Source organism: Silvimonas terrae, from assembly GCF_014202765.1.
GTDB lineage: Bacteria > Pseudomonadota > Gammaproteobacteria > Burkholderiales > Chitinibacteraceae > Silvimonas > Silvimonas terrae.
This window is the reverse complement of record NZ_JACHHN010000004.1, coordinates 525,092-548,085: the sequence shown is the minus strand read 5'-3', so window position 1 is coordinate 548,085 and position 22,994 is coordinate 525,092. Positions and strand designations below refer to the sequence as shown.

23 protein-coding genes and 3 pseudogenes are annotated in these 22,994 nt (G+C 56.1%); 13 read left to right on the top strand and 13 right to left on the bottom strand.

The window, feature by feature from the left end:
- The 7 genes and pseudogenes from HNQ50_RS12555 to HNQ50_RS12525 all read left to right on the top strand — a co-directional run bounded on the left by HNQ50_RS12555 (nt 1) and on the right by HNQ50_RS12525 (nt 5,252).
- Nucleotides 1-381 carry a multiheme c-type cytochrome gene (locus HNQ50_RS12555; RefSeq protein ID WP_184101201.1) on the top strand — a complete coding sequence of 127 codons (381 nt, stop codon included), beginning with the start codon at nt 1-3 and terminating at the stop codon, nt 379-381.
- A complete protein-coding gene (locus HNQ50_RS12550; protein WP_184101199.1) occupies nt 378-659 on the top strand; it encodes a hypothetical protein in 282 nt (93 codons plus the stop codon). The genes HNQ50_RS12555 and HNQ50_RS12550 overlap by 4 nt, the downstream gene beginning before the upstream one ends.
- Before the next feature lie 400 nt (nt 660-1,059).
- Nucleotides 1,060-1,971 carry a hypothetical protein gene (locus HNQ50_RS12545; RefSeq protein ID WP_184101197.1) on the top strand — a complete coding sequence of 304 codons (912 nt, stop codon included), beginning with the start codon at nt 1,060-1,062 and terminating at the stop codon, nt 1,969-1,971.
- 87 nt (nt 1,972-2,058) lie between these two features.
- Nucleotides 2,059-2,298: a hypothetical protein gene (locus tag HNQ50_RS12540; RefSeq protein ID WP_184101195.1), complete on the top strand. Its 240-nt coding sequence runs from the start codon at nt 2,059-2,061 to the stop codon at nt 2,296-2,298.
- A gap of 26 nt (nt 2,299-2,324) precedes the next feature.
- Entirely contained in the window at nt 2,325-2,660 is a 336-nt protein-coding gene (locus HNQ50_RS12535) for a hypothetical protein (RefSeq protein WP_184101193.1), read from the top strand.
- 139 nt (nt 2,661-2,799) lie between these two features.
- Nucleotides 2,800-4,104: pseudogene (locus HNQ50_RS22145) on the top strand (DUF2252 domain-containing protein).
- Nucleotides 4,105-4,241: 137 nt separating this feature from the next.
- Nucleotides 4,242-5,252 (top strand): fimbrial protein, encoded by a 1,011-nt coding sequence (locus HNQ50_RS12525; RefSeq protein WP_184101191.1) that lies wholly within the window; start codon nt 4,242-4,244, stop codon nt 5,250-5,252.
- Between the two features lie 113 nt (nt 5,253-5,365).
- On the opposite strand, the pseudogene HNQ50_RS12520 reads toward HNQ50_RS12525, so the two are convergent.
- From HNQ50_RS12520 to HNQ50_RS12505, 4 genes and pseudogenes are all read right to left on the bottom strand, one after another.
- Nucleotides 5,366-5,626: pseudogene (locus HNQ50_RS12520) on the bottom strand (integrase core domain-containing protein); the annotation flags it as partial.
- 57 nt (nt 5,627-5,683) lie between these two features.
- Nucleotides 5,684-6,079, bottom strand: a pseudogene (locus tag HNQ50_RS12515) (alcohol dehydrogenase catalytic domain-containing protein); the annotation flags it as partial.
- A gap of 204 nt (nt 6,080-6,283) precedes the next feature.
- Nucleotides 6,284-6,382 (bottom strand): F0F1 ATP synthase subunit gamma, encoded by a 99-nt coding sequence (locus tag HNQ50_RS12510; RefSeq protein WP_184101189.1) that lies wholly within the window; start codon nt 6,380-6,382, stop codon nt 6,284-6,286.
- Nucleotides 6,383-6,434: 52 nt separating this feature from the next.
- Nucleotides 6,435-6,728: a hypothetical protein gene (locus tag HNQ50_RS12505; protein ID WP_184101187.1), complete on the bottom strand. Its 294-nt coding sequence runs from the start codon at nt 6,726-6,728 to the stop codon at nt 6,435-6,437.
- 74 nt (nt 6,729-6,802) lie between these two features.
- Between HNQ50_RS12505 and HNQ50_RS12500 the strand changes: the two genes are divergently transcribed.
- Nucleotides 6,803-7,051 carry a helix-turn-helix domain-containing protein gene (locus HNQ50_RS12500; RefSeq protein WP_184101185.1) on the top strand — a complete coding sequence of 83 codons (249 nt, stop codon included), beginning with the start codon at nt 6,803-6,805 and terminating at the stop codon, nt 7,049-7,051.
- 127 nt (nt 7,052-7,178) lie between these two features.
- Here the strand turns inward: HNQ50_RS12500 and HNQ50_RS12495 are convergent, their stop codons facing one another.
- The 5 genes from HNQ50_RS12495 to HNQ50_RS12475 all read right to left on the bottom strand — a co-directional run bounded on the left by HNQ50_RS12495 (nt 7,179) and on the right by HNQ50_RS12475 (nt 11,030).
- The gene (locus tag HNQ50_RS12495; protein WP_184101183.1) at nt 7,179-7,316 is read right to left on the bottom strand and encodes a hypothetical protein; all 138 of its coding nucleotides are present in this window, start codon (nt 7,314-7,316) and stop codon (nt 7,179-7,181) included.
- A gap of 326 nt (nt 7,317-7,642) precedes the next feature.
- Nucleotides 7,643-8,113, bottom strand: coding sequence for a hypothetical protein (locus HNQ50_RS12490; protein ID WP_184101181.1), 471 nt, complete (start codon nt 8,111-8,113; stop codon nt 7,643-7,645).
- Between the two features lie 20 nt (nt 8,114-8,133).
- Nucleotides 8,134-8,850 (bottom strand): ribonuclease PH, encoded by a 717-nt coding sequence (gene rph / locus HNQ50_RS12485; protein ID WP_184101179.1) that lies wholly within the window; start codon nt 8,848-8,850, stop codon nt 8,134-8,136.
- A gap of 303 nt (nt 8,851-9,153) precedes the next feature.
- On the bottom strand, nt 9,154-10,065 hold the full coding sequence (locus tag HNQ50_RS12480) for a PP2C family protein-serine/threonine phosphatase (protein ID WP_184101177.1): 912 nt from the start codon (nt 10,063-10,065) through the stop codon (nt 9,154-9,156).
- Nucleotides 10,062-11,030: a serine/threonine protein kinase gene (locus HNQ50_RS12475; protein ID WP_184101175.1), complete on the bottom strand. Its 969-nt coding sequence runs from the start codon at nt 11,028-11,030 to the stop codon at nt 10,062-10,064. Before HNQ50_RS12475 ends, HNQ50_RS12480 begins: the two co-directional genes overlap by 4 nt.
- A 269-nt stretch (nt 11,031-11,299) precedes the next feature.
- On the opposite strand from HNQ50_RS12475, the gene HNQ50_RS12470 reads away from it, so the two are divergent.
- Complete coding sequence (locus HNQ50_RS12470; protein ID WP_184101173.1) at nt 11,300-12,166, top strand: YicC/YloC family endoribonuclease; 867 nt, start codon at nt 11,300-11,302, stop codon at nt 12,164-12,166.
- Between the two features lie 80 nt (nt 12,167-12,246).
- Here HNQ50_RS12470 and ulaA read toward each other — a convergent pair whose 3' ends face one another.
- Nucleotides 12,247-13,503: a PTS ascorbate transporter subunit IIC gene (gene ulaA / locus HNQ50_RS12465; RefSeq protein WP_184101171.1), complete on the bottom strand. Its 1,257-nt coding sequence runs from the start codon at nt 13,501-13,503 to the stop codon at nt 12,247-12,249.
- A gap of 147 nt (nt 13,504-13,650) precedes the next feature.
- Complete coding sequence (locus tag HNQ50_RS12460) at nt 13,651-14,118, bottom strand: PTS sugar transporter subunit IIA (protein WP_184101169.1); 468 nt, start codon at nt 14,116-14,118, stop codon at nt 13,651-13,653.
- A gap of 277 nt (nt 14,119-14,395) precedes the next feature.
- On the opposite strand from HNQ50_RS12460, the gene HNQ50_RS12455 reads away from it, so the two are divergent.
- Nucleotides 14,396-15,508, top strand: coding sequence for a hypothetical protein (locus HNQ50_RS12455; RefSeq protein ID WP_184101167.1), 1,113 nt, complete (start codon nt 14,396-14,398; stop codon nt 15,506-15,508).
- 8 nt (nt 15,509-15,516) lie between these two features.
- On the opposite strand, the gene HNQ50_RS12450 is transcribed toward HNQ50_RS12455, so the two are convergent.
- Together HNQ50_RS12450 and HNQ50_RS12445 are read right to left on the bottom strand one after the other, a co-directional pair.
- Complete coding sequence (locus HNQ50_RS12450) at nt 15,517-16,449, bottom strand: DMT family transporter (RefSeq protein WP_184101165.1); 933 nt, start codon at nt 16,447-16,449, stop codon at nt 15,517-15,519.
- A gap of 756 nt (nt 16,450-17,205) precedes the next feature.
- A complete protein-coding gene (locus HNQ50_RS12445; protein WP_184101162.1) occupies nt 17,206-18,531 on the bottom strand; it encodes a carbohydrate porin in 1,326 nt (441 codons plus the stop codon).
- An 810-nt stretch (nt 18,532-19,341) separates the two neighbouring features.
- Between HNQ50_RS12445 and gmk the strand changes: the two genes are divergently transcribed.
- The 3 genes from gmk to HNQ50_RS12430 all read left to right on the top strand — a co-directional run bounded on the left by gmk (nt 19,342) and on the right by HNQ50_RS12430 (nt 22,580).
- Nucleotides 19,342-19,956 (top strand): guanylate kinase, encoded by a 615-nt coding sequence (gene gmk / locus HNQ50_RS12440; RefSeq protein ID WP_184101160.1) that lies wholly within the window; start codon nt 19,342-19,344, stop codon nt 19,954-19,956.
- 112 nt (nt 19,957-20,068) lie between these two features.
- Nucleotides 20,069-20,275, top strand: coding sequence for a DNA-directed RNA polymerase subunit omega (gene rpoZ / locus HNQ50_RS12435; RefSeq protein WP_184101158.1), 207 nt, complete (start codon nt 20,069-20,071; stop codon nt 20,273-20,275).
- Nucleotides 20,276-20,363: 88 nt separating this feature from the next.
- Nucleotides 20,364-22,580, top strand: coding sequence for a RelA/SpoT family protein (locus tag HNQ50_RS12430; protein ID WP_184101156.1), 2,217 nt, complete (start codon nt 20,364-20,366; stop codon nt 22,578-22,580).
- Nucleotides 22,581-22,994: the final 414 nt, after the last annotated feature.

Genomic DNA, 22,994 nt, shown 5'->3' with positions numbered 1-22,994 from the left:
ATGGGTAAGGCCGCTCGCCGCAAACAACGCCAGGCTAGCATTACGGCAGCGGTTACCCCGCAGTCGCCCGATACCGCTGAAACTCACCCCACCAGACACAGAAAATGGCTGTGGATCGGTGGTGTTTTTGTTGGGTTGGCGCTCATCCTGTTCCTAAGCTGGCAGTACGCCGTACTGGGTCAAAACCTTGTGCTGGCCCGCAATGGCCCGCATGACGCCATCATTGCCCACGCCAGTTTTGTGGATGAAAAAACCTGTGTGTCCTGTCACGCCGCAGAGTTTGCATCCTGGAAAAATTCGCATCATGCCAAAGCCATGGCAGCCCCGACGGCTGACACCGTGCAGGGCAACTTCAACGATGCCCGTTTTGAATACCCGTGACCGATGACCACCCCCTTATTGAATACGCCGACTGGTTGCGCCCAGGCGAGTTTGAGCGCGTTTTGCCGCAGTTACTTAATGTGCGCACTACCATCCCGTTAGTAGGGGGCGACATAGACCTGCACTCCCAGATAGAAGTGCAACAACAAGGATTGCTGGATTTTTACGATGCCGGGTTATACGCCTATGCGGGCGATAAAGAGAACTGGCAAATGTCCCTGGAAAGGGCATTACGCACGGACCCAGACAACCCGTACTTCCAACATTTCACGCGTTGATTCCGCGCTGGACGGGACTGGTGCGTGCCGACGCTCACCACAAAACTCCTCCCATGGGCGCAAGTCGTATTACCAAGTGCTATAGAAGGTAAATTCAGCCTGGGGTTACTTCCCGATGGTGAGAAATTTCGATTCCTGGATACTTGTCTGGATACCGTGATGCAGCCTACTGACGTGAGGTGCGCTCGATCAATCAAGCATGCGTCAGCGCAGACATTGCGGAACGAGACCTCGGGATGCCATCACGATGGCCTTTAGCGTTTTCAGCCACCCGCGTTCGCCCCGACGAAATCTCCCTTTGAGCATGGATGTCACTTGCCTTGGGGCTCCACATCGGCACGGAATCAAGGCAATCACGTGGCCTCACTTTCTGCGCACAATGGCCTTGCTGGCAATCAGCATGTGCTGCTGCATTGCGGCGCATGCCGATCCTGTTCTGCCTTACAAAGTGGTGGGTGCAGATGTCCAACGCCAGGCCAATGGTGTGGTTGCACTGATCGGTTACGCCGTAGTGCCGGATGTCACGACCAGTTCGTTGGCCATCAGTAACGGGAATTCCGGTAATCCAGGCTTATGGTCAACCCAGCTGGGCGGCGGGGCCACCATCAGCGACACCACGCCCCTCTATCTGGAGGGGTTGGCGGCCTACACCCGCTATGACCCCACTTTTTTGGCCACAAATGGCGAAGAAGACCGCAAATTGCCGCTGCGCTGGAACACCGGCGATGTCAGCGGCGGGATTGGCTGGGACTTCCCCATCTCTGAGTACGTCAAGATCCGGCCCATTTTCAACATTGCCCTGGCCAAGGTGGTCAGTGATCTCTCGGCCGGAGAGTGGCTGATCAACCACAGGACTGACCGTGACATCAGTTTTTTGAATGGGGGAACACTCAACGCCTATGGGCTGGGTGGTTCGCTCATGCTGGTGTATGAAGATTTCAAGCCCGAGCGCGAACAGGAAGTGGAAGTGCGCTACTCCAACATCGTCTTGCAGAGTTATGGCGGCACTGATGAATCGGTGCAGGGCCGTGCCGTCGCGCAAAGTCTTGGCGTGTGGGCGCGGTATCGGGCCCCCACAGGGATGACCGCGCTGGATCGGCCGGTACGCTACGTGCTGGAATTTGCGCATACGCAATACCTGGGCCAGTTGCGCGGCGCGCTGGGTTTTGACTACCTCACCTCGCTGGGCGTCGGCATGGAGCTGGACTCCAGCAAATACGATGTCTTCGTCACCCGCACTCGGCTGGTGGCCCGCTATGTATTCGGCAACAACGTCTCGGGCGTATCGCTGGGGCTGGCGATGAGCTTTTAGGGGGGCCCATCCTTGCCGGGCAGACTTGGCAAGCGTGTTCGGTCTCCCTGAAACACAAGGCAGTGTAGTTCCCTAAGGAAAGTGGGCATGCTCAAACGATTCATCTCGATCATGGTGAGTGGTGTGTTATTCGCTTTACCCCGGGGTGCGCTGGTTTATGTGTTTTTCAGGGTGCTGGGCATTCTCAAAAAGCTTGAGGCGCCGCTGGCCGACAAAATGGGCGTGGAACATTTGCTGGGGGAATTCACGTATTTGCGGTTGGGCTGTTGTTACTGTTCTGTTTTTTGCTTGGTTTGCTGTTACAGCGCGCCACGGTGGTCCGGATGATGGGCGACTCTGTGGAAGGTGTAGCAATGCGCATGATCCCATCGCTCAGCTTTTTAAAGTCGATGGCAGAAGAAAAGCTGGATGTAAACGTCACCGGGGCTAAAGGCGTCTTGATCGAAAGCGAAGGTCAGTGGAAGCCCGGACCTCTTGTCGAAGAAACCGAACATTGCCAAACGTTTTTCATACCGGAAAGTTTCAAAGCAGATTCCGGCGTCAATACAAGGCCGTACCCGCCAGGGTACGGCCTTGTATTGACGCCATGCAGTCCTGAGCCTGCCGAGCGAGGCAAACCCTTAAGCCCGAGGGTTGCAACCGTTGGTAACCCTGGATTGGCGAGACGTTCCCGTATTACCTATACCTGATACTCGACATGATAAACGAACGGGGCAACACCATGACCCAAGTAGATTTAACCGTTGCAAAGCGCATTGAAAATGCCCGGGCACTGCGCCAGTCCAGCAAGCGCTCTGGCCACACCCGCACCGGCAATACCAAGCGGACGTGATTGAACTGCTGGCGGCCAACAGTGAAGGCCGCGTTGCCCGCCTCGTGTCATTACGGTACGCACGCATGATGGCTTCGCCATTTACGTTCTATCGCGGGAGTGCCATTATTCAGGCCCACGATCTGGCAGGTACCCCGGATAGCGGTTTGCAGCTGCAAATTTGTGGCGATGCGCACCTATCCAACTTTGGCGGATTTGCCACGCCAGAGCGCAACTTGCTGTTTGATCTCAATGACTTTGACGAAACCCATCCCGGCCCCTGGGAATGGGATTTAAAGCGGCTCACAGCAAGTCTGACAGTGGCAGCACGCCATTTGGGGCACGGCAAAAACAAGGCGCGCGAGGCCGCTTACGAGGCGGCAGTCAGTTATCAGGAAAACATGGCCAAATACGCGCTGATGGAGCCATTGGATATCTGGTACGAGCGCATCACTTTTGATCGACTGATAGAGATCACCACGACAGATACCGGCAGAAAATTGGTCAAGGCGGCCATTGAAAAGGCAGGGCGACGCACGGCCGCAGAGCTACTACCCAAGCTGGGCGTCTAGGAAAATGGCACCTGGAAAATTCGTGATGCCCCGCCAGGGGTATTTCATATTCACGGCAATACGTCGCTGTTCGATAAAAACGATGACTGGATTCAGCTGGGAAGCGGCGAAGCCCTGCTGGAAAAACTGCGCAAGGAATACTTCACCACAATATCAAGTAGTCCCCGTCAATTGCTGGAACGTTTTACCGTCCATGATGTGGCGTTCAAAGTGGTGGGCGTGGGTAGCGTAGGAACGCGTTGCTTGATTGTGCTGATGATGGATGGTCAGAACGCTCCACTGTTTTTACAAATCAAGGAGGCCCGTCATTCGGTGCTGGCTGACTTTGTCAAACCCCGCAGCCCCTACAATCATCAGGGGCGTCGTGTGGTCGAAGGGCAACGCCTGACTCAGGCTTCCAGCGATTTATTCCTGGGCTGGTCTACCGGCCCGTCTGGTTGTCACTTCTATTTGCGGCAACTGCGTGACCTGAAAATATCCGCTGAAGTAGAACTGATGGATGCTACGTGGCTGAAAGGGTATGGCCGGATTTGCGGTTGGGTACTGGCTCGCGCCCACGCCGGCGGGGTGGCGCCAGAAATCAGTGGCTACATTGGCGATAGCGACAGCTTTGCCAAAGCGCTGGCGCAGTATTCCCTCGACTATGCCGATCAGGTTGAGAAAGACTACCAAGTGTTTGCCCAGGCGTGCCAAACCGGCAAACTACGGGCGCGGACAGACGCCGATTATGCGGCTGATTTTTCGCTCTAGCATAAAGCGGCCCGTGAAAAACGCCTGTGGTCATATCAGCGGCTGGTTGATGGTGCCCCCGCTGATCAAGCGAGCTCCCAAAAACAGCATTGTTGCAGTCTCTTTTTTGAGTCAGAAAAAAGCAAGGACGCTTTTTTATGAAAAAGCACTCATTTTTTTTATTTGCCCTTCTGATGATCGACTGGTCCGGGGCACAGGCCGCATCAACGTGTAACTCTTTGGGGGGAAATATCGCCCCGAATTTCGGCACAGTAACTGGTCCCGCCCATTTGGCTCCAGGATCCGATATCGCGTCAGTTTCCAATGACGTGATCATTCAGTGTAAAGATACTGCTGGAGGCACGATAAGTTTCACCAACACCATTACACTGATATCAACCAGCAGTACCAGTGGGGAAGATACTAGCTTTAATACAGGTAGCTCTGCAATCGGGCTACGTATTTATATCACTTACCCACAATGCAACGTTTTCAACCAGGTCATACACCAAAACATTCCGCTAACGATGGTGTGCCCGAGAACGAATGTCGGCAATACGTATCAGCAAGAATTGATGACAGTAACCACCAAATTAAGTAATAGATCCTACCGACTACCGGCAGGAACTCTCGGAAGTGGCGGTCCGCAACTAAAAATGAGTTATACCGAATCTGACTCCGGCGGCCCATGGGCTCAGGTCAACCCCCTTTCCGGCCCATATTCAGGCGCGATTGTGGGCTCAACCTGCTCCATTCCCAGCAAGAATTTGACCGTAAATCTGGACCCAGTCAATTCAGGGGATCTATCTATCGTCGGAGCTACAAGCGCTCCCAAAATTTTCAATATCTCGCTGGACTGCCCCGACGAAACACTTAAAGTCGGGATCACACTGACTGACAGCACGCAGAACAGTAACCGAACCTCTGTGCTGACCAACGCAAGCGGGTCAACGGCCACCGGCCTGAGTTTCCAGTTTGTGGATGAATCAGGAAATCCTGTGCTGATGGGCCCTGACTCACCCAATTACAATACGGAAAACCAGAGGATTGTCGGCACCTCAACTGGCGGTACATTCAACATTCCGCTGGGCATCCGCTACATACGCACCGGAAATATAACGCCGGGAACGCTGATGGGCCTTGCAACCTATACCTTTTCTTATCAATAGAAGTGCACACCCGTATCTTTCAGACCGCTGAAAAACGGGTCAAAACCGATGCCGTAGAATGAATATCAGTTTTTGTTTTTGTCCGCTTGATCTCCTCCCGCCTAACCGAGCGTCTAGAACTGGAGATTCCCGGCTTCAAGGCGTGCGAGCCGGAACTCGCTCGGGGCCCGGTTTCCCAGTGAGCTATGCTGCCTGAACTCGTTGTAATCGACCCGCCAGCGCTCAATCTTTTCCCGCGCATCGTCCAGCGACAGGAACCAGTGCACGTTCAGGCATTCATCCCGCAGGCTGCCGTTGAAGGACTCGATAAACGCATTATCCGTGGGTTTGCCCGGACGTGAGAAGTCGAGTTTGACACCGTGTTCATACGCCCAGTGTGATCTCCTCGACATCACCAACGCCTCTTCATCCACGCCGGCTGGAATCGGATACAAACTGTTGTCGGCATGCGGAATCCGCACAAACTCGGCTTGGGTGCCATCGATGGTATTGCCCAGAATCCAGCCCCCGGTGGTGCAATGGGAGAACATCTGTTTGCGACAATAGTCGCACTTGCCGCAAGCACTGATACATGAGATCAATACCCGATCACCGGGTTTGAATGCGCTCACCCCAACTCCCACGGATTCAACAACGCCAACACCTTCATGCCCCAGAATGCGACCCGGCTCGCAAGTCGGGACATCGCCTTTAAGGATGTGTAGATCGGTCCCGCAAATGGTGGTTTTGCTGATCTTGACGATTGCATCGGTGTGAGCGACCACTTCTGGCTTGGGCCTGTCCTCCAAACCCTTGGATAAGGGGCCTTTATAGACGAATGCTTTCATTGGTCATGTCCTTCTTCAGTTTCCAACCGCAAAGACCTGGCGCAACGCCAAGCGCGTATATACCTGCGCTATCTTTTGCGCCCTTGCTGTTTTGGTCTGTTCGCCGAAGCACATAGCCGGCAACCGATCGTAGCGTCAAACATTTGGGAAGTACCTGCCACGGAAATGGCCATTGCAGCCAGGCTCTTTGATCACCTTCTGTATTTAAACGGCAGACGCACCCGAAACAAATTCCATCAACTCGGTGGTAAGCGTGGTCTGGCGCGTCTTGTTGTACCGCAGTTGCAGGTTACCTGGCTTCATGGTTTTGTTCCCTGATTTGTCATGACAGTCGTTCTGCCCGGCATTGCATGCCTTATTTGATCTGGCTACCTGCTTTCTGGATTGCCTTCTTTACATCACAGTCCTTTTGCGCAGAGTTGATCGCCTCCCGGACCGTCATATGTCCATCCAGCTCGGCCACCGAGTGACCGGCCAGAAAGTCGAGATACAAAGCGCGATCTGAGGGGGAGAGGGACATCACCACCTTGTCGCGTGTCTCTGGCTGGGTCATCTCCGTCAAAGTGGTGCTATCGCCCCCACCGCATGCACTCAGGCAAATCGCAGCAAAGGTCGAAATACAGAGCACTTTCAGTAACTGCCTATTCATATGACGCCTCACTGTTTGCAAAATGGGTCGTAAATGCCGTGGTCGTAGGTGCATCATAATTTGATTATGAGGGGATGAAAAGAGTCTCTGGGCTGGGTGAAGAACGACTGCCTGAACTCGTCTTGCTTGGTGCAGCAATTCGGAAGATGAGAAAACAATGCGGACTGTCGCAGGAGGCCTTGGCCGATGCGGCAGGCGTCGACCGAAGTCACATGGGGAAGATCGAGAGAGGGGAGCGGAATGTGACGATTCTCAATGTTTTGAGAATCGCGCGGGCGCTTGGATATGCGCCATCCAGGCTGCTGGAAGAAGCGGGGTTGTGATTCGTAGAGCAACCTTGGCTGAATTTGTTGCAAAAAGGCCCCGCATTGCGGGGCCTTTTTGCGTACTGGGCGACAAGTGCTTTTACGCTTTTCATCTGCTCTCAGACAGTAAGTGCGTCAGGACGTGCTACATAGCCCAATTCATGTTTTTCAATGTTTTGATTTTTATTGAAATTTTATGGCTGTTTGCCCCATCCAGCATCGGCGCGATGCTGTAACGGCGGGAAGGCGTAATCGGGTTCAAGGCGTTGTTTTCTACGGACATATGGGTGGTTCCGGATCAGCCGGAGCGATCCGGAATCATCAACAAAAACAAACCATTATCCGGGGTTGGGCGGGGTGGGTCAAACCGGGCTGCGGGGTGGCTGGATGCGGCTGGGAATATATAGGGGCGCTACCATAAGGATTCCCAGCCGATATAGAACAACAGGGTGGCGAAATAAAAGATGATCTGGTGTGCAGATGCCATTGACCAGATTTCGAGCCCTACGCCTGTTGCGACACAGACTGATGCGGTCTTCCAGTTCACGAGAGCCCGCCCTGATGTAGACAGAGGAAAGGTGATCCGCGTTGATCGCTACTACAGCCAGTTCAACGAAGTCGACGCGCTTTGTCCACGCGAACCATCAGGTCTTCTGCCAGCGGGTTACGTTGGAAAATACTGAATGGGTTCAGTCTGAAAATGGGTGTTGGTGGCGAGAATGCGATTTCATCTCCAAACAAGCCCGGTTGGGCCAGTCGCAACGTGATTCTGGGCGGATTCGAGGTAAAAGTGGTGCTGACATTGATGATGTTGGCCAGAGCAACATATTCCTCCTGTTGTCCTTTGCGGACCAAGAGCTGGTCGCCACAGTCATACACTTCATCGGCCAGGCCCCACACCAGCTTGCGCATGAGCACAACGCCAAAAATAGCCATGAACACCGGACCCAGCAGGATCATGGGGTCCTGACTCGCTTGCCCGCTGGCGAACATGCCCAGAAAAAAGATCACCAGGAATCCGAACCAGATGAACGGAAACACTTTTTTCATGAAAAAGGGACTGGATGAAATAAGTTGCATGCTCTGGCCTGTGCCCGGCTTTATTGAGAGAGTGCCGCTTTCTGCAACACAATCAACTCCTTGATCCCTTTCTCTGCCAGGTCCAGCAGCTGGTTCATTTCCGCGCGGCTGAACGGCACGCCTTCCGCCGTGCCCTGGATTTCCACAAAATCACCACTGCCGGTCATGACCACGTTCATGTCGGTTTCGCAGGCGGAGTCTTCCGGGTAGTCCAGATCCAGCACCGGACTGTTTTCAAAGATGCCGACGGAGATGGCGGCCACGTGATCCTTGAGCGGGCTTTCCGTCAGTTTGCCGGCGGCGATCAGGCCATTGATGGCGTCGCTGATGGCCACAAAAGCGCCGGTAATGCTGGCGGTGCGAGTGCCGCCGTCGGCCTGGATCACGTCGCAGTCCACCAGAATCTGGCGTTCGCCCAGTTTTTCCAGATCAACCACCGCGCGCAGGCTGCGGCCGATCAGGCGCTGGATTTCCTGGGTGCGGCCCGATTGCTTGCCTTGCGAGGCCTCGCGACGCATGCGGCTGTTGGTGGAACGCGGCAGCATGCCGTATTCGGCCGTCACCCAGCCCTGGCCTTTGCCTTTGAGAAACGGCGGGACGTTTTCTTCCACCGTGGCGGTGCAGATGACTTTGGTGTCGCCAAATTCCACCAGCACGCTGCCCTCGGCATGGCGGGTGTAGTTGCGGGTCAGGCGCACCTGGCGCAGTTCATTGGCTTGGCGGTTGGAGGGGCGCATGCGGTGGTCCTTGGCTTTATGGGAATTGAGCGAAGTATAACTGCTGGTGAGGAGTGAGGAGTGAGGAGTGAGGAGTGAGGAGTGGGAAGGATGCATACCCCAGACTCGTCATTCCGGCGGACGCCGGAATCCAGGTGTAAACGGGTGTGCCGCAGGCACTGAAAATGGGGCGCTTGTGGTTTGCGTGGGCAAGGCCACGTCTGGCGGCCTGCTGGATTCCGGCTCAGGACCGGAATGACGCAGTGGTAGCGTGCGCAAAAGGGCTGTTGCGGCCGACGCGCTGGCCCTTACGCAACCCACATCTCACTTCGAATAGCGGGCAATCGCGCTCTGGATTTCCGAGATGGCTTTTTCGATATCGTCTTCGGTGATTTCGCCGGTTTTCTTGATATCGATCGGGTCCACGTGGGTGGCAATGGTGACCTGATCCAGCTTCTGGGTGGACACAAATGCGCTGGATGACACGTTGTCGTCTTCCTCTTCGTGCCAGTTGATGCCCAGCGCAGTGAGGTTATCGCCAAACTTGCCACCGCGCAGGTCAGCCCGATCCATCAGTTGCGGAATCGAGAACAACACCGGGAAGGCCGAGAGAAACTGCGTCAGCTCATCATGATCGACCGACGCCCAGAAGCCGTCGGTACACAGCAAAATGCTGTCGCCGTCAGAGAGCGCCACTTTGCCGCCCACTTCAATCTCGGGCGGGTAAGAGCCGCCCAGGCAGCTGTAAATCTTGTTCTTTTCAGGGTGGATCAGCGCTTCTTCTGCGGTGATCTTGCCTTCATCGACCATGCGCTGCACTTTGGAGTGATCGCGCGTGCGGCCGACAATACGCCCTTTGCGTACCAGATACAGGCGCGAATCACCCACATGCGCCCAGTAGGCAATGCCGTCCTGGATAACGCACGCCACACAGGTGGTGCGCGGTACTTCAACCAACTGATGGTTGGCAGCGTAATGAAAAATGGCCTCATGCGCGCGCTGGAACGCCTCGGCCAGAAACTGGCTGGGGCTATCGAGCGAGGGCTGGGCTTTTTTCTGGAACTGATCGGTCAACAACTGCACGGCAATCTGCGCGGCCACTTCGCCATGCAAATGCCCGCCCATGCCGTCGGCCACTACCAGCAACAAGGCGTCGCGGCTGTAGGAATAGCCCACGCGATCCTGGTTGTATTTGCGACCGCCAGTGCGGCTGTCCTGGTAAATGGAAAACTTCATTCGGTCACTCGTGCAGGTTTGGTGGTCAGGTTCTGCCAGGTCCGACGCAATTGATGAATGATGCTACGGCGACGTGCCGGGCGTGATCCGGCTTCCGCCAGTTGTTTTTGCACCTGATGCACGCTTTGCGGACGTTCATCGGCATTCATGCGCAGGCAGCGATCAATCAGGGAGAGTAACTCCGGCGAATAACGATCGCCATAGCGCGCGGCCAGATCGGGCAACTTGTCTTCTTTCAGCCGTACATCCGCCGGGGGTGGCGCGGTGCCCGCCAGGCAGGCGTACATGGTGGCGCCCACGCCGTAAATATCGGTCCACGGCCCCAGCGCGTCTTTCTTGCCGTATTGCTCGGGCGCGGCAAAACCGGGGGTGTACATCGGCGTCAGCCGGTTGTGCTCACTGGTCAGCGTCTGGCGGGCAGAGCCAAAGTCCAGCAAAACCGGGGAGCCATCCTTGCGGATATAGATATTGGCCGGCTTGATATCCAGGTGCAACAGCTTGTTCAGGTGTACTTCACGCAAGCCGTTCAGTAGCGTGTAGAACACGTGGCGGATGAGTTTTTCATCAACGCCTTCGCGGTCATGCTTGAGCTGGATTTCTTTTTGCAGCGTGCGGCCACGTTCGTATTCCATGACCATATAAACGGTGTCGTTGGCCCGGAAGAAATTGCGCACCCGCACGATATTGGGGTGGGAGATGTGCGCCAGGGTCTTGCCTTCTTCAAAGAAGCATTTCAGACCATGGCGGAACAGCGCCAGATTTTCGTCGCTGGTGGCCTGCACGGCATCCCCCTCGCGGCGCAGCACCAGCGAGTTGGGCAGATATTCTTTGATGGCGACGGGATAATCGTTCTCGTCGTGCGCCAGATAGACAATACTGAAGCCACCAGCGGACAACAGCTTGGCAATCGTGTAGTTCTGCAGCTGATAGCCGCGTGCCAGCGGTTGATTACTCGGCGTCGTCATTATGGGGGTTGGTATACTCACTCACTTCGGCGCATTGTGAGTGGCGGCCTCTCGAAAGTAAAGGCGCTTGCTTACAAGAATTAGTGGGCGGTGGCAGAAGGTGGCTGGCCGGTGTTTCTGGCCCCTGTCCGGTCGCCGTTGTGTAGTAAGGTAGCAACATATTCCAGAGTGACAGCCCCGAACCCCTCTTGGGGATGCACCAGCAACAGCATGCATGAGCAGCGGGCAAACGGCCCGCCGCCGCAACAGAACAACAGCAAGGACGAGCAATGATTTACAGCATGACGGGCTTTTCGGTGGCCCAGCGTGAACTGGCCTCCGGCACACTGACGGTAGAGCTGCGCGCGGTGAATCACCGCTTCCTGGACCTCTCTGTGCGTTTGCCAGAAGAGTTCCGCGCCTTTGAAGGTGCCATCCGCGAGAAAGTGGCCGGCAGTGTGGCGCGCGGTAAAGTGGAATGCCGGATTGGTTTTAACGCCACGGCAGGCGGCACCGGAGAACTGAAACTGGACCGCCAGTTGCTGCAAGGCTTGATTGCCGCAGCGCAAACCGCGCAAGAACTGGCGCCGGATGCAGGCGTACTCAAATTGGGCGAACTCTTGCGCTGGCCAGGCGTGCTGACTCAGGCTGCGCCGCAAGGTGAAGATCTGGGCGAGGCATGTTTGTCTCTGCTGGGCGAGGTGATCAAAGACTTCACGGCCAGCCGTGGCCGCGAGGGCGAAAAGCTCAAGGCGCACTTGCTGGAGCGGGTGGCTGGCATGGAAGCCATTGTGGCGGAGGTCAAACCCAAGATTCCGCAACTGGTTACCGAATACGAAGCCCGCCTGAAAAGCCGTTTTCTGGAAGCCATGGGCACGCTGGATGACGACCGTGTCCGCCAGGAAATCGTGATGTTCGCGCAGAAGATCGACGTGGACGAAGAGCTGTCGCGCCTGGCCGCACATCTGGATGAAGTGCGCCGCATCCTCGACAAGGGTGGCGCAGTGGGCAAGCGCCTGGACTTTTTGATGCAGGAACTGAACCGCGAAGCCAATACGCTGGGCTCCAAGTCGGTCTCGGTGGAAACCAGCCGTGCTTCGATGGCGCTCAAGGTGTTGATCGAACAAATGCGTGAGCAAATTCAGAATCTGGAGTAACCCGTTCGCGCAGCGTGGCAAAAAAGCCGGCATTTGCCGGCTTTTTTCATGCGTATGAACGCGGGTGGATCGCCTCAGATTCAGAACGCCCGAGTGGCAAAAGACAGCAGGATGCCCACCACGCCAAAATCCGCATCACCGAAGGTGGTGCCGGCAAAACCAATCGCCCCCAGCCCGGAGAGCAACATGGCCGGCAAAAAGCTGATCAATATGCCGTTGCCGAAAGCACCCAGCACCGCGCCCCGAAGCCCGCCCGTGGCATTGCCATACACGCCCGCCGTGGCACCGGTGAAAAAGTGTGGAATCAGTCCTGGTACGATCACGGCAAGGCCAAAGGCAGGGGTGACAAACATGGTCAACAGGCCGCCAATAAAGCTGGACATAAAACCAATGACCACCGCATTGGGGGCAAACGGGAATACCGATGGGCAATCCAGTGCGGGCTTGGCGTTGGGAATGAGCTTGTCAGAAATCCCCTTGAAGGCCGGGATGATTTCCGAGATCAACAGCCGCACGCCAGCCAGAATGATGTACACCCCGGCCGAGAATACCAGCGCCTGCTTGACGGAGAACACCAGGAAATTCGTGCCGCCTGACAGAGCGCGCTCAACAAAGGCCGGGCCGGCAATCAACGAAACCACCATAAACAGCAGAGACATGGCCAGTGCCATGCTGATCGAGGTATCCCGCAGGAAAAGCAGCGATTCGGGCACCTTGATGTCTTCCGTGCTGAGGCCGCGTTTGCCGAAAATCTGGCCAATCAGCGCGGCAAAGATATAGCCGATGCTGCCGAAGTGCCCCAGCGCAAAGTGGTCATGACCGGTCACCCTGCGGGTAAAAGGTTGTGAGAGTGCTGGCATCAACACCATCAGCACGCCTAACAACAGCCCACTGGTCACAATCAGCGTCAAGCCGGTGATGCCGCCGGCGCTCATGACTGCCACCAGCAAACACGCCATAAAAAGAGTGTGGTGGCCAGTCAGGAAGATGTATTTGAACGGGGTGGTGCGTGCCAGCAGCAGATTGAACAGCATGCCAAGGATCATCACCCAGGCAGTCTGGGCCCCCAATTGCTTCAGGGCGAGGGCGACGACCACTTCGTTGCTGGAAATGGTCCCCTTCAGACCGAAGGCGTGATTGAACACCAGACGAAAAATATCCAGCGGGTTTGCCAGGGTTTGCACCCCGGCATTCAGGATCAAAAAACCCAGCACAGTTCTGAAGGTGCCGGCGACCACGTCTGTCACCTTGGCCTTTTGCACTAACAGGCCGATCAGGGCGAAAAGCCCGATCACCAGCGCAGGCTCTGACAAGCTATCGAACAGAAATGCGGTCATGATGCGATGACACTCCGGTCTCGAAGAGCGGCCATGCCAGGGGCGGACCCTGCGCTGGCTGCCTTGCGTATGTATCGTTAACCTCATGTTTTGTGCTTCGCATTACCTGTGAATGGACATTTAGCGCGCTATATCCAAATGGTGTCGTCAGGTTTTGCTGGAAAATTCATCCGGGATGGATGAAATCAGCGCTGCCAGGGCGCTGGCGGTATTGCAATCGTGCAATTGCCGCAGTTTTTCCGTATGCATAATGAGACGGGCGAGTTGGCATAATGCGGGCTGATGACTTTTGCTGTCTGTGATGGCAACGGAAAAGATCAGCTTGACACGATGTTGCATATGAATGCCGAATTGCACTGGTCTGCTGATTTTCAACAAAGACATTGCGACGGCATATGCATTCAATTGCGGATCTGTTCGTAAAATGACTATTCCGGGAGATATGGCGACAGGGCCGTGCCGCTGTACCTTTCGAATCATGGCATTGACGTGTTGCTGCACCAGCGCCCCACGCTCCAGCAGCGGAGTACAGGCCGCCTGAATGGCGTCATGCCAGTCGTCAAAGCCTTCGGCAAAGCGGATGTTACCAGCGGGGATCATTTCTTCAAGCGTCATGGTCTTTACCGGAAATGGCAGGTTGGGAAACCATATTCCGACGGGCCGTTAAATACCGAAATTGGAAGAATGCCCATAATTAAAAAATATTGAAGGTTTGCGGAGGTGCATATTTTCCTGGTACATGTAATGGGTTCGGATTTATTAAAATAAATTGACTCAATATAAACAGGGGTTTGATGGGGTTTTTCGCTAAATGCATTTCCGGCTTATGCATAATTATTCGAAATATATCAGCCGTGCATAATTATGTTTGAGTGCATAAAGGAATCTGCCGATGATTGAAAAGACGGACTGGCATTTCAGCCGTGAAAAGCTTGCCGAAGTGGTCCTGCGTGCGCTACAGACCGGGCTGGCGGAAGTGGTGACCGTGGCGGCGGCAAGCCGGATGGGAAAGACCGAATTCCTGGAGCAGGATTTACGTGCCCACGCCGAAAAAATGGGCTGGCAGGTTCATTCTTTTTGCTGTGGCGGCGTGGCGACGCGGGTGTTGATGCGCCGACTGGAAGAGGCGCTGAGTGAAGTTGCCAGCCAGCAAAAGTGGCTGGAGCACCCGTTCGCAGGCTGGACAGGTGCAGCCAGCAAACCACAGCGCGGGTTGGCCCAGCGCATGGTTCACAGTTGGTCGCAGCGCTGGGCAGAGCAAAAGACCGCGCTATTTTTGCTGGATGACGCAGACCGGCTATTGCAGTTGGTGGAGGGTGAAACCAGGCTGCGGGAGCTGTTGCGGGCATTTGCCGGTGCGGCGCGCCACGCCAAACTGGTGCTCTCCTGTACCTTGCCGGGGCGCAACCAGGGTTTGCCTCTGCTGTTGCAGCAACAAAGCACGGTTTTCAATTTGCCAGATATTGGCGACGCATTTGCCCGGCACCTGGTGGGCCAGTATCAGCAACTGACCGCAAATCAGTATGGGGATGGCCGTGTCCTGCTGGAGCTTGCCAGTCCGTATCACGGCATTACCTGGGGGCAGGTCGATGACGGGATGGTGCTGGACGCGTTTAACCGTTTGCAGCGCATCCCGTATTACCTGCGCGCCCTCGTGCAATACCTGGTGCTTAATCCGGATTGCCCGCCAGAGCAGGCCCTGCAGTTGCAACTGGCCCATTTGCAGCGCCACAGTGTGGCGACGCTGGTATGGGAAGAAATGAGCCGACTGGACCGGCTCTTGTTGATGCAGGTCGCCAAAGGGGTAAACCGGTTTTATGGCGTGCGGGTACGGGCCTGGCTGGCAGAAAAAATCGGGGTGGCGGACGTCTCTACTTCCCAGGTGCAAAGTAGCCTGAAGAAGCTGGTACGCAATCGGGTGCTGATACAGGAAGCCCAGGGCGGCTACCAGATGATTGATCCCCATCTGGCCGCTGCAATATCGGCCAGAGAGGATGTCGAATAAACAGCGGGCTAACGCGAGTGCAGGGGCCGTGTCGGGGCAAAACCGTGCCCTTTGAAGACGCCGTTGGCGACGGCAACCCCGGCCAGAATGACCGCCAGCCCTGCCACATGCCACCAATGCAATTGCTCACCCAGCAGTGCCAGCGACATGATCGTGCCAAACGGCGGGATAAGATGCATGAAGCTGCTGGCCCGTGCGCCGCCCAGTCCCCCCACGGCCACGTTATAGAACTGGTAAGACAACACCGATGGGAACACCCCCAGGAACAGCAGTACGCCGCCACTTTGCGGCGTGATGTGCGGCAGGCCACGCAGGGACCATTCCAGCGCCACTGCGGGCGCCAGGCACAATGCCCCGGCAGCAATCACGGCAAACAGCAGGGCGGGTTTGTCCACGCTGGCGGGAATATGCCGCAGTTTGAGCGTATACGCCGCCCAGCACACCACGGCGGCCAGAATCCACAAGTCACCCGGGTTGAGCGTGAGTTGCAAGAGCGCTGCCGGTTGCCCGCGCGTGAGAATGAACGCGACGCCGCAGAATGACAGGGCAGTGCCCATCGTCTGGGCCACCGTCATGCGCAGGCCGCAAAACAAATGCCCGCCCAGTAAAACACCCATGGGGATAAACGCGCTGAGCATGACGGCGTTGGTGGCGCTGGTTTGGGTGACGCCGCGATAGATCAGCGTATTACACAGCGCAATGCCGGCAAGACCGAGCACCACAATGGCACGCCAGTGCGGGCGTAATTGCGGCAGTGTGGTGCGCCAGCGTGGCAGCACCACCGGCGCCAGACATAACAATGCCACCAGCCAGCGGCCGAAGGAGATCGTCAATGGGGAGAGTTGGCCGTGCAGGAAACGCCCGGCGACAAAGTTGCCGGCCCAGAACAGCGCGGCGAGCGTGGCCAGTACAACTGGCCGCGAATGCGGGGTGGTAGACATGCTTTTTTCCTGTAGGAAAAAAATGGATCAATCCGCGTAGATGGCTTGTGGCCGGCGCGGGTGGTGTGGGTAAAGACTGGCTTTGCCCGATGACACTCAAGCAATGGGTATGCCTGTTGTCATATCTACCTGAAATTTTATGCAGAGAAAGGTTAAAGGTGTTGACCTTTCTGGCGAGCGGCCAGAATGAATGGCGCAGACGCAACAACGGAACACGCAGGGTAAAAAAATCCCCCGAACGCCAGGAGACGATCGGGGGCTGATAAGTTAGCGTGCTCTTGCTGGCTGCCTTGCGGCAGACTGCCCCGGCGCGATATTTTGCGCTGGCAAGAAAGGCAGTGATCAACACACTGTTGCGCCTGAGGACGCCCCAGCACGTGATTTGAAAACCGGCTGCAACCCAGGTTACCGCCGCGCAGACGCGACTGGCAGGGCGTGACAGCACCGTGCATTGCTGCACCGGCTTTTAAATCACGACTATCGTTATTGCTTTATTGGTTTTCGTTTCCGGGGTCGAACAGAATGGTCGACTGTTCTGGTTTCATTTTGACTTGCAGGCGGGGCGCGACCGGACCCCTGATACATCACTTCAACACCACTTCAACATTAGAACAATATCAAGGTGATGCACGGACAACCTCGCCGTAGCCAGGCTGTCCGTGTCTCATCCTTTGGCATTGCTGCCAGATCTCCTCCATCCGATTGATTGATTGCCGCGTGGACCGGACCGTTCACACGGCAATCACCATCAGATTCTTACCACCATGCTTCAGCTTGCACGCCGAAGGAGCTACCGTTGGTGCTGCCTTCGTAGACGCTATGAACGCCCTTGCTGGAAACAGCATTCATCGGGTTGCTCATGTCGTCACGAGCTGCATCGTTCCACTTGGCGTACGTGTAGAACAAGCGCAGTTCCGGACGGGCATAAGCGCCCTTGCCAGCGGCTGCAGTCAGAGCCAGCGTCAGCTTGGTGATGTTTTCGGACTGGTTGGTGCTATCCGGCTTGTACGATTCATAGCCAAGTTCGGTTGCGAAACCGAAGATGTCAGTGAAGTGGTACTGCGGACGGATACCAACGGCCCACCATGTGTCATTGCTGGCACCGGCGTACGAGTACTTGTCTTGACGGTACACGGCGTGGCCCAGCATGGTGAACTTGCTGTCCTTCGGTTCCAGAGTGAAGTTATCCAGAATCTGGAAGGTGTTGTCGTCGGTGTTGGCGGACTGGTTGATGCTGCTGAAGTTACCAGTAGCGTTGGCGCCACGGCCGTATTGCAGACCAATACGGTTGGAACCAACATCACCCAGCGGATGGTCATACAGAGCCGACAGGTACCAACCGCTGCTGGTTTGAGCAGTCGGAGTCGTGGTGGTGATACCGGTGGTGGCATCAGTCACGGTGGTGTTGTCGGAGTGCCATGCGCCAGTCAGGCCAGCGTTAAACGTGAACGCGCCAGGACCTGCCTTGATGTTGGAAACCTTGAACAGGTTTTCCAGCCAGGTGCGGCCCAGGTCGTTGGAGTCAGCCGGACGCATCAAAGCGTAGCTGAACATCACGTCGTTACCCAGGTTGATGTTTTCGATACCAGCACCGGAGCCGTCACCGACCAAGTACTTGTAATCGAGCATGTGCAAGTCAGGACGATCGTAGTAACGCAGACCGGCCCACAGCACAGCATCTTTCAGAGCACCGTCGCCCCAGTGAGCAACGCTGATGTAGTTCTGGGCAAATGCCAGCTTGGTATCCCAGTAGTCAGCGGAATACGGAATGTCGGTGTTAACCATGGTGTGTGCAGTCCACACAGCACCGTTGGATTGGTTGAACACAGGAATGTCCAGACCGATTTCGCCGTAGGCATCGCACTCGTTACCCAGACGGAACTTGGCATAGCCAACGCCGAAACATTGCATGTTGCCGCCCTTGCCGGCTTCGCCCCAACCTGCGCGGAAGTAACCGTTGGACGTTACGCTGCCGACAGCGGCTTGCAGCGGAGTCGGAGTTGCATCATCAGCAATTGCCATCGCGCCGGTAGCCAGCATGGCAGCTGCCGCGAAGTGGGTAATACGGAACTTGAAGTCCATTTTTGGTACTCTCTCTTTGCTCGAGTGTGTAAACCCGTCTGCACGGGGACTCAAAATAGCCAGGGTCGCTGCCACGACGCTTGCTACATTCGGGAACACAAAGCGGCAGACTACATAATTGCCGCCGTAGTAATCACTTGCCCGCTTCACCAGTCGGCCGTGGAAAGTTGAATGGTGAAACAGGTCCTCCCTTCAAGCCTCAAGGCACTGCCTTGGGGCTTCTTTTATTTCGGGTTCCTCGCGTCTTACCTACGCAAACCCGCATGTTTATTAGGTTTGAATAATGTATTAATGCTTGCCGGGCGGTTAGCTCAAAAGCGTGCAACCGACCGTAAGGTTGTCCCGAAACTGTGCGTTGACGATAAGCAGGGGCGTGTTTTGCAGGAATCAGTAGAACACCTGTCGGGTGTTTTTCTTAGGTAAATGTCCTTATGCGATTTGGCCAAATTTGCTCAAAAAAACACTGGACACAGTGAAAAACATACCGATTTTTAAGGTGTTCTCTGTAGTCGGAGGCTGCTTTGCTACTTTTTTTGGCGTTTTGGGTGCCTGTTAAAAAATGTTGCAAAAAATGGACAGTAGCAACATTTCGTGCAAACGATTTCACCTGAAATCGATCCGACAGGCATTTGAACAAGGTATCTAATAATTAGTTATGCGAAAAATGCACGGTGATGACCGACCCCGTCAGAATTGCCCGCTCGCGCTGCGCCAACCCGGCCTCAGGCCGCTTTCTGCGCCGATGCTTGTAAACAGCAACTGGTCTTTGTGCTAACCTGCAAGACAAGTTTTCCCACAGGTTTCATATCGATGGCTAAAGGCACCATTTTTGTCGTGACGGCCCCTTCGGGCGCTGGCAAGACCACCCTGGTTGCGGCTTTGCTTGCCGCTGACCAGCAAATCCAGCTTTCCGTTTCCTACACCTCGCGCGTGGCGCGTGCCGGTGAAGTGGATGGTAAGGACTACCACTTTGTTGATCGTGCCGCGTTTGAAGGCATGATCCAGGCGGGCGATTTCATCGAATGGGCCGAGGTGTACGGCAACTATTACGGCACCTCGAAAAAATGGCTGGAATCGGTCATTGACGATGGTCGTGACATCCTGCTGGAAATCGACTGGCAGGGCGCGCAGCAAGTCCACAAGCTCTTCCCGGATTCCGTGGGTGTCTTTGTGCTGCCGCCTTCCATCAACACCCTGGAACAGCGCCTGCGTGCGCGTGGCAAAGATCCGGAAGATGCCATTCAGCGTCGCATGTCCAAGGCGCGTGAAGAAATGGGTCATGTCAGCGAAGCCCAGTACGTGATCATCAACGAGCATATTGATGACGCCGTGCGTGACATCATCAGTGTGGTGCGTGCCGAACGTCTGCGCGGCGATCGTCAGGCCGTGCGTCATGCGGACCTCGTGAACTCGCTCAAAGCTTGATCTGGTACAATAAGCACCATTCAAGGCCATAACGGGTTCTCGTCATGGCCGTTTTGGTTTTTTGGGGCAGCGCTGCAACGCCTGACCCCGGTTAGATTGGAGAATCACTGATATGGCACGCGTTACTGTTGAAGACTGCCTGAACCGCATCGAAAACCGTTTTGACCTGACCCTGGCCGCCGCCTACCGCGCCCGCCAGATCGCCAACGGTTCGACCCCGCAAGTCGATGCTCCGGGCCGTGACAAGCCCACCGTGCTGGCTCTGCGCGAAATGGCTGCCGGCCTGGTTGGCCGCGAAATGCTGAACCGTCGCACTTGATCCGCAGCGCGTTTCACCCCACCTGACATCTATATATTGAATATGGAAACGGCCGTCACCCACGACGGCCGGGGTGGAGTGTCCCCTTATGGAAGCGTTGCTTGCTGCTGCTGATGTACCCGACCTGGCTGCCAAAGCGCCAGCGGTGATTGCTGCGGCAAACCGGTTCCTGACCGAAGACACCGCTTACCTCAAACCCGAAGACCGGGTGTTCCTTGCCGTCGCCTTCAAATTCTCTGAAGCGGCGCATCGCGGACAAAGCCGCCAAAGCGGCGAACCTTATATCTCCCATCCGCTGGCCGTAGCCAGTATCCTCACCTCCTGGCATCTGGATGCCCAGGCGCTGGCGGCTGCGTTGTTGCACGACGTGATGGAAGACAGCGGTATCACCAAGCTGGAACTGACCGAGAAGTTTGGCCGCCACGTGGCTGAACTGGTCGATGGCATGTCCAAGATCGACAAGCTGGAGTTCCAGAGCAAGGAAGAGGCGCAAGCGGAGAACTTCCGCAAAATGCTGCTGGCCATGGCGCGCGACCTGCGCGTCATACTGATCAAGCTGGCAGACCGGCTGCACAATATGCGCACCATGGGCGTGATGCGGCCAGACAAGCAAAAACGCATCGCGCGCGAAACCATGGAAATCTACGCGCCGATCGCCAACCGCCTGGGGCTTAATGCGGTGTACCTGGAGCTGGACGACCTCTCGTTCAAGTACACCTACCCCAATCGCTATGAAGTTTTATCCAGAGCGCTCAAGGCCGCGCGCGGCAACCGCCGCGAAGTGGTGGGCAAGATTCTGGATGGTCTGAAGAACAAGCTGGCCGAGTCCAGCATCGAGGCCACAGTCTCTGGCCGCGAAAAGAACCTGCACAGCATTTACCGCAAGATGCAGGAAAAAAGCCTCTCGTTTTCTGAAGTGCTGGATATCTATGGTTTCCGGGTCATCGTCAAAGACGTGCCCACGTGTTACCTGGCCATTGGCGCGCTGCATGCCTTGTACAAGCCCATTCCCGGCAAGTTCAAGGATTACATCGCCATCCCCAAGGCCAACGGCTACCAGAGCCTGCACACCACGCTGTTTGGTCCGTACGGTCTGCCGATTGAAATCCAGATCCGCACCCAGGACATGCACCGCATTGCGGACGCCGGCGTGGCCAGTCACTGGATGTACAAGAGTGGCGACGAAAGCTTCTCTGACGTGCAGCAAAAGACCCACCAATGGCTGCAATCCTTGCTGGAAATCCAGGCGGAATCCGGCGACGCGGTTGAGTTCCTGGAGCACATCAAGGTCGACCTGTTCCCCGACCAGGTGTACGTTTTTACGCCCAAGGGCAAGATCATGAGCCTGCCGCAGGGTGCTACCTGCGTGGACTTTGCCTATGCCGTGCATACGGACATCGGCAACCGCTGTATTGCCGCCAAAGTGAACCACGAACTGGTGCCGCTGCGCTCGCGCCTCAAGAGTGGCGACCAGGTGGAAGTGGTCACTGCCGCGCACGCCAAGCCCAATCCGTCCTGGCTGACCTTTGTGTCGACCGGCAAGGCGCGCTCGCATATTCGTCACTTTTTGAAGACCATGCGCTTTGAAGAGTCGGTACATCTGGGTGAGCGTTTGCTGGCGCAAGGTTTTGCCACGCTGCACCAACAGTTCTTGCCGATCACCGAAGACACCTGGGATCGCTATCTGAAAGAAAGCAGCGCCCGCACGCGTGAAGATGTGCTGGCAGACATTGGCCTGGGCCAGCGTCTGGCCGTGGTCGTCGCCAAGCGGCTGTTGCAGTTGTCCGGCCAGTGGCTGGACGACACCGCTGCGGCTGCGGCGGGTGGGCGCAAAACGTCATCTGTCACCATTCGCGGCACGGAAGGAATGGCGATCCAGTTTGCCCGTTGCTGTAACCCGATCCCGGGCGACCCGATTATTGGCCTGGTGAAAAAAGACCAGGGTCTGTTGGTCCATACCCATGATTGCCCGCAGATTTCCGGGCGTGGCCGCATTGATGCCGACAAATTCATCGACGTGGAGTGGGACCCGGACTCCAACCGGCTATTTGACGTACCGATCCGTGTGCTGACCGAGAACACGCGGGGCGCCCTGGCGCAGATTTCCGCGGCCATTGCCGAGGCTGAGGCCAATATTGTGTCGGTAGCCACGCAGAATGCGGAACACGAAGGAGACCGGTTCATGCAGATCGCCTTTGTGCTGCAGGTCTCGAACCGGATACATCTGGCACGGGTGATGCGCTCTTTGCGGCAATTGCCGAGTGTGTTCCGGATTTTACGGATGCGGGGTGGGGAGAAGGCTTAAGCAGCCTTTGGATCTGCTTTTTGAAGTCTGCGGTACTGCAAAAAAACGCCACCTGTTGAAGGTGGCGTTTTTTGTTTGTGGGATGCGAAGCGGGACGTGTGCTCCCCCCACTACTTCATCATTCCGGCGGAAGCCGGAATCCAGCCGGCCGCCGCAGGTGGCCTTGGGATGTAGGGTGGATTCGGAGCGTCAGCGACAATCCACCTTAGTGGCCGTTGGAAAACCCGAACATCTATTAGCGCCCTCGGCGCGGTGTTTTAATACCGGGGGTGTCCGGAGCACGGCACTTTCTTTGCCTCGCCAAAGAAAGTGCCCAAAGAAAGGCGACCCCAGCCTGCCCCTCGGTGGGTACCCCCACAAAGATACTGGCGTACCAAATGGCAGTTGCAGCGGGGAGGCGGCCCCCTCAGTCGG

Excerpts from the sequence above, each read along its gene's own strand:
- HNQ50_RS12525 (WP_184101191.1), top strand. The coding sequence starts at position 4,242 with ATGAAAAAGCACTCATTTTTTTTATTTGCCCTTCTGATGATCGACTGG.
- HNQ50_RS12495 (WP_184101183.1), bottom strand. The coding sequence starts at position 7,316 with ATGTCCGTAGAAAACAACGCCTTGAACCCGATTACGCCTTCCCGCCGT.
- HNQ50_RS12470 (WP_184101173.1), top strand. The coding sequence starts at position 11,300 with ATGATTTACAGCATGACGGGCTTTTCGGTGGCCCAGCGTGAACTGGCC.
- HNQ50_RS12480 (WP_184101177.1), bottom strand. The coding sequence starts at position 10,065 with ATGAAGTTTTCCATTTACCAGGACAGCCGCACTGGCGGTCGCAAATAC.
- HNQ50_RS12545 (WP_184101197.1), top strand. The coding sequence starts at position 1,060 with ATGTGCTGCTGCATTGCGGCGCATGCCGATCCTGTTCTGCCTTACAAA.
- HNQ50_RS12455 (WP_184101167.1), top strand. The coding sequence starts at position 14,396 with ATGATTGAAAAGACGGACTGGCATTTCAGCCGTGAAAAGCTTGCCGAA.
- ulaA (WP_184101171.1), bottom strand. The coding sequence starts at position 13,503 with ATGACCGCATTTCTGTTCGATAGCTTGTCAGAGCCTGCGCTGGTGATC.
- HNQ50_RS12475 (WP_184101175.1), bottom strand. The coding sequence starts at position 11,030 with ATGACGACGCCGAGTAATCAACCGCTGGCACGCGGCTATCAGCTGCAG.
- HNQ50_RS12535 (WP_184101193.1), top strand. The coding sequence starts at position 2,325 with ATGCGCATGATCCCATCGCTCAGCTTTTTAAAGTCGATGGCAGAAGAA.
- HNQ50_RS12490 (WP_184101181.1), bottom strand. The coding sequence starts at position 8,113 with ATGCAACTTATTTCATCCAGTCCCTTTTTCATGAAAAAAGTGTTTCCG.
- HNQ50_RS12500 (WP_184101185.1), top strand. The coding sequence starts at position 6,803 with ATGAAAAGAGTCTCTGGGCTGGGTGAAGAACGACTGCCTGAACTCGTC.
- HNQ50_RS12430 (WP_184101156.1), top strand. The coding sequence starts at position 20,364 with ATGGAAGCGTTGCTTGCTGCTGCTGATGTACCCGACCTGGCTGCCAAA.
- HNQ50_RS12445 (WP_184101162.1), bottom strand. The coding sequence starts at position 18,531 with ATGGACTTCAAGTTCCGTATTACCCACTTCGCGGCAGCTGCCATGCTG.
- rph (WP_184101179.1), bottom strand. The coding sequence starts at position 8,850 with ATGCGCCCCTCCAACCGCCAAGCCAATGAACTGCGCCAGGTGCGCCTG.
- HNQ50_RS12450 (WP_184101165.1), bottom strand. The coding sequence starts at position 16,449 with ATGTCTACCACCCCGCATTCGCGGCCAGTTGTACTGGCCACGCTCGCC.
- rpoZ (WP_184101158.1), top strand. The coding sequence starts at position 20,069 with ATGGCACGCGTTACTGTTGAAGACTGCCTGAACCGCATCGAAAACCGT.
- HNQ50_RS12505 (WP_184101187.1), bottom strand. The coding sequence starts at position 6,728 with ATGAATAGGCAGTTACTGAAAGTGCTCTGTATTTCGACCTTTGCTGCG.
- HNQ50_RS12460 (WP_184101169.1), bottom strand. The coding sequence starts at position 14,118 with ATGACGCTTGAAGAAATGATCCCCGCTGGTAACATCCGCTTTGCCGAA.
- HNQ50_RS12555 (WP_184101201.1), top strand. The coding sequence starts at position 1 with ATGGGTAAGGCCGCTCGCCGCAAACAACGCCAGGCTAGCATTACGGCA.
- HNQ50_RS12540 (WP_184101195.1), top strand. The coding sequence starts at position 2,059 with ATGCTCAAACGATTCATCTCGATCATGGTGAGTGGTGTGTTATTCGCT.
- gmk (WP_184101160.1), top strand. The coding sequence starts at position 19,342 with ATGGCTAAAGGCACCATTTTTGTCGTGACGGCCCCTTCGGGCGCTGGC.
- HNQ50_RS12510 (WP_184101189.1), bottom strand. The coding sequence starts at position 6,382 with ATGAAGCCAGGTAACCTGCAACTGCGGTACAACAAGACGCGCCAGACC.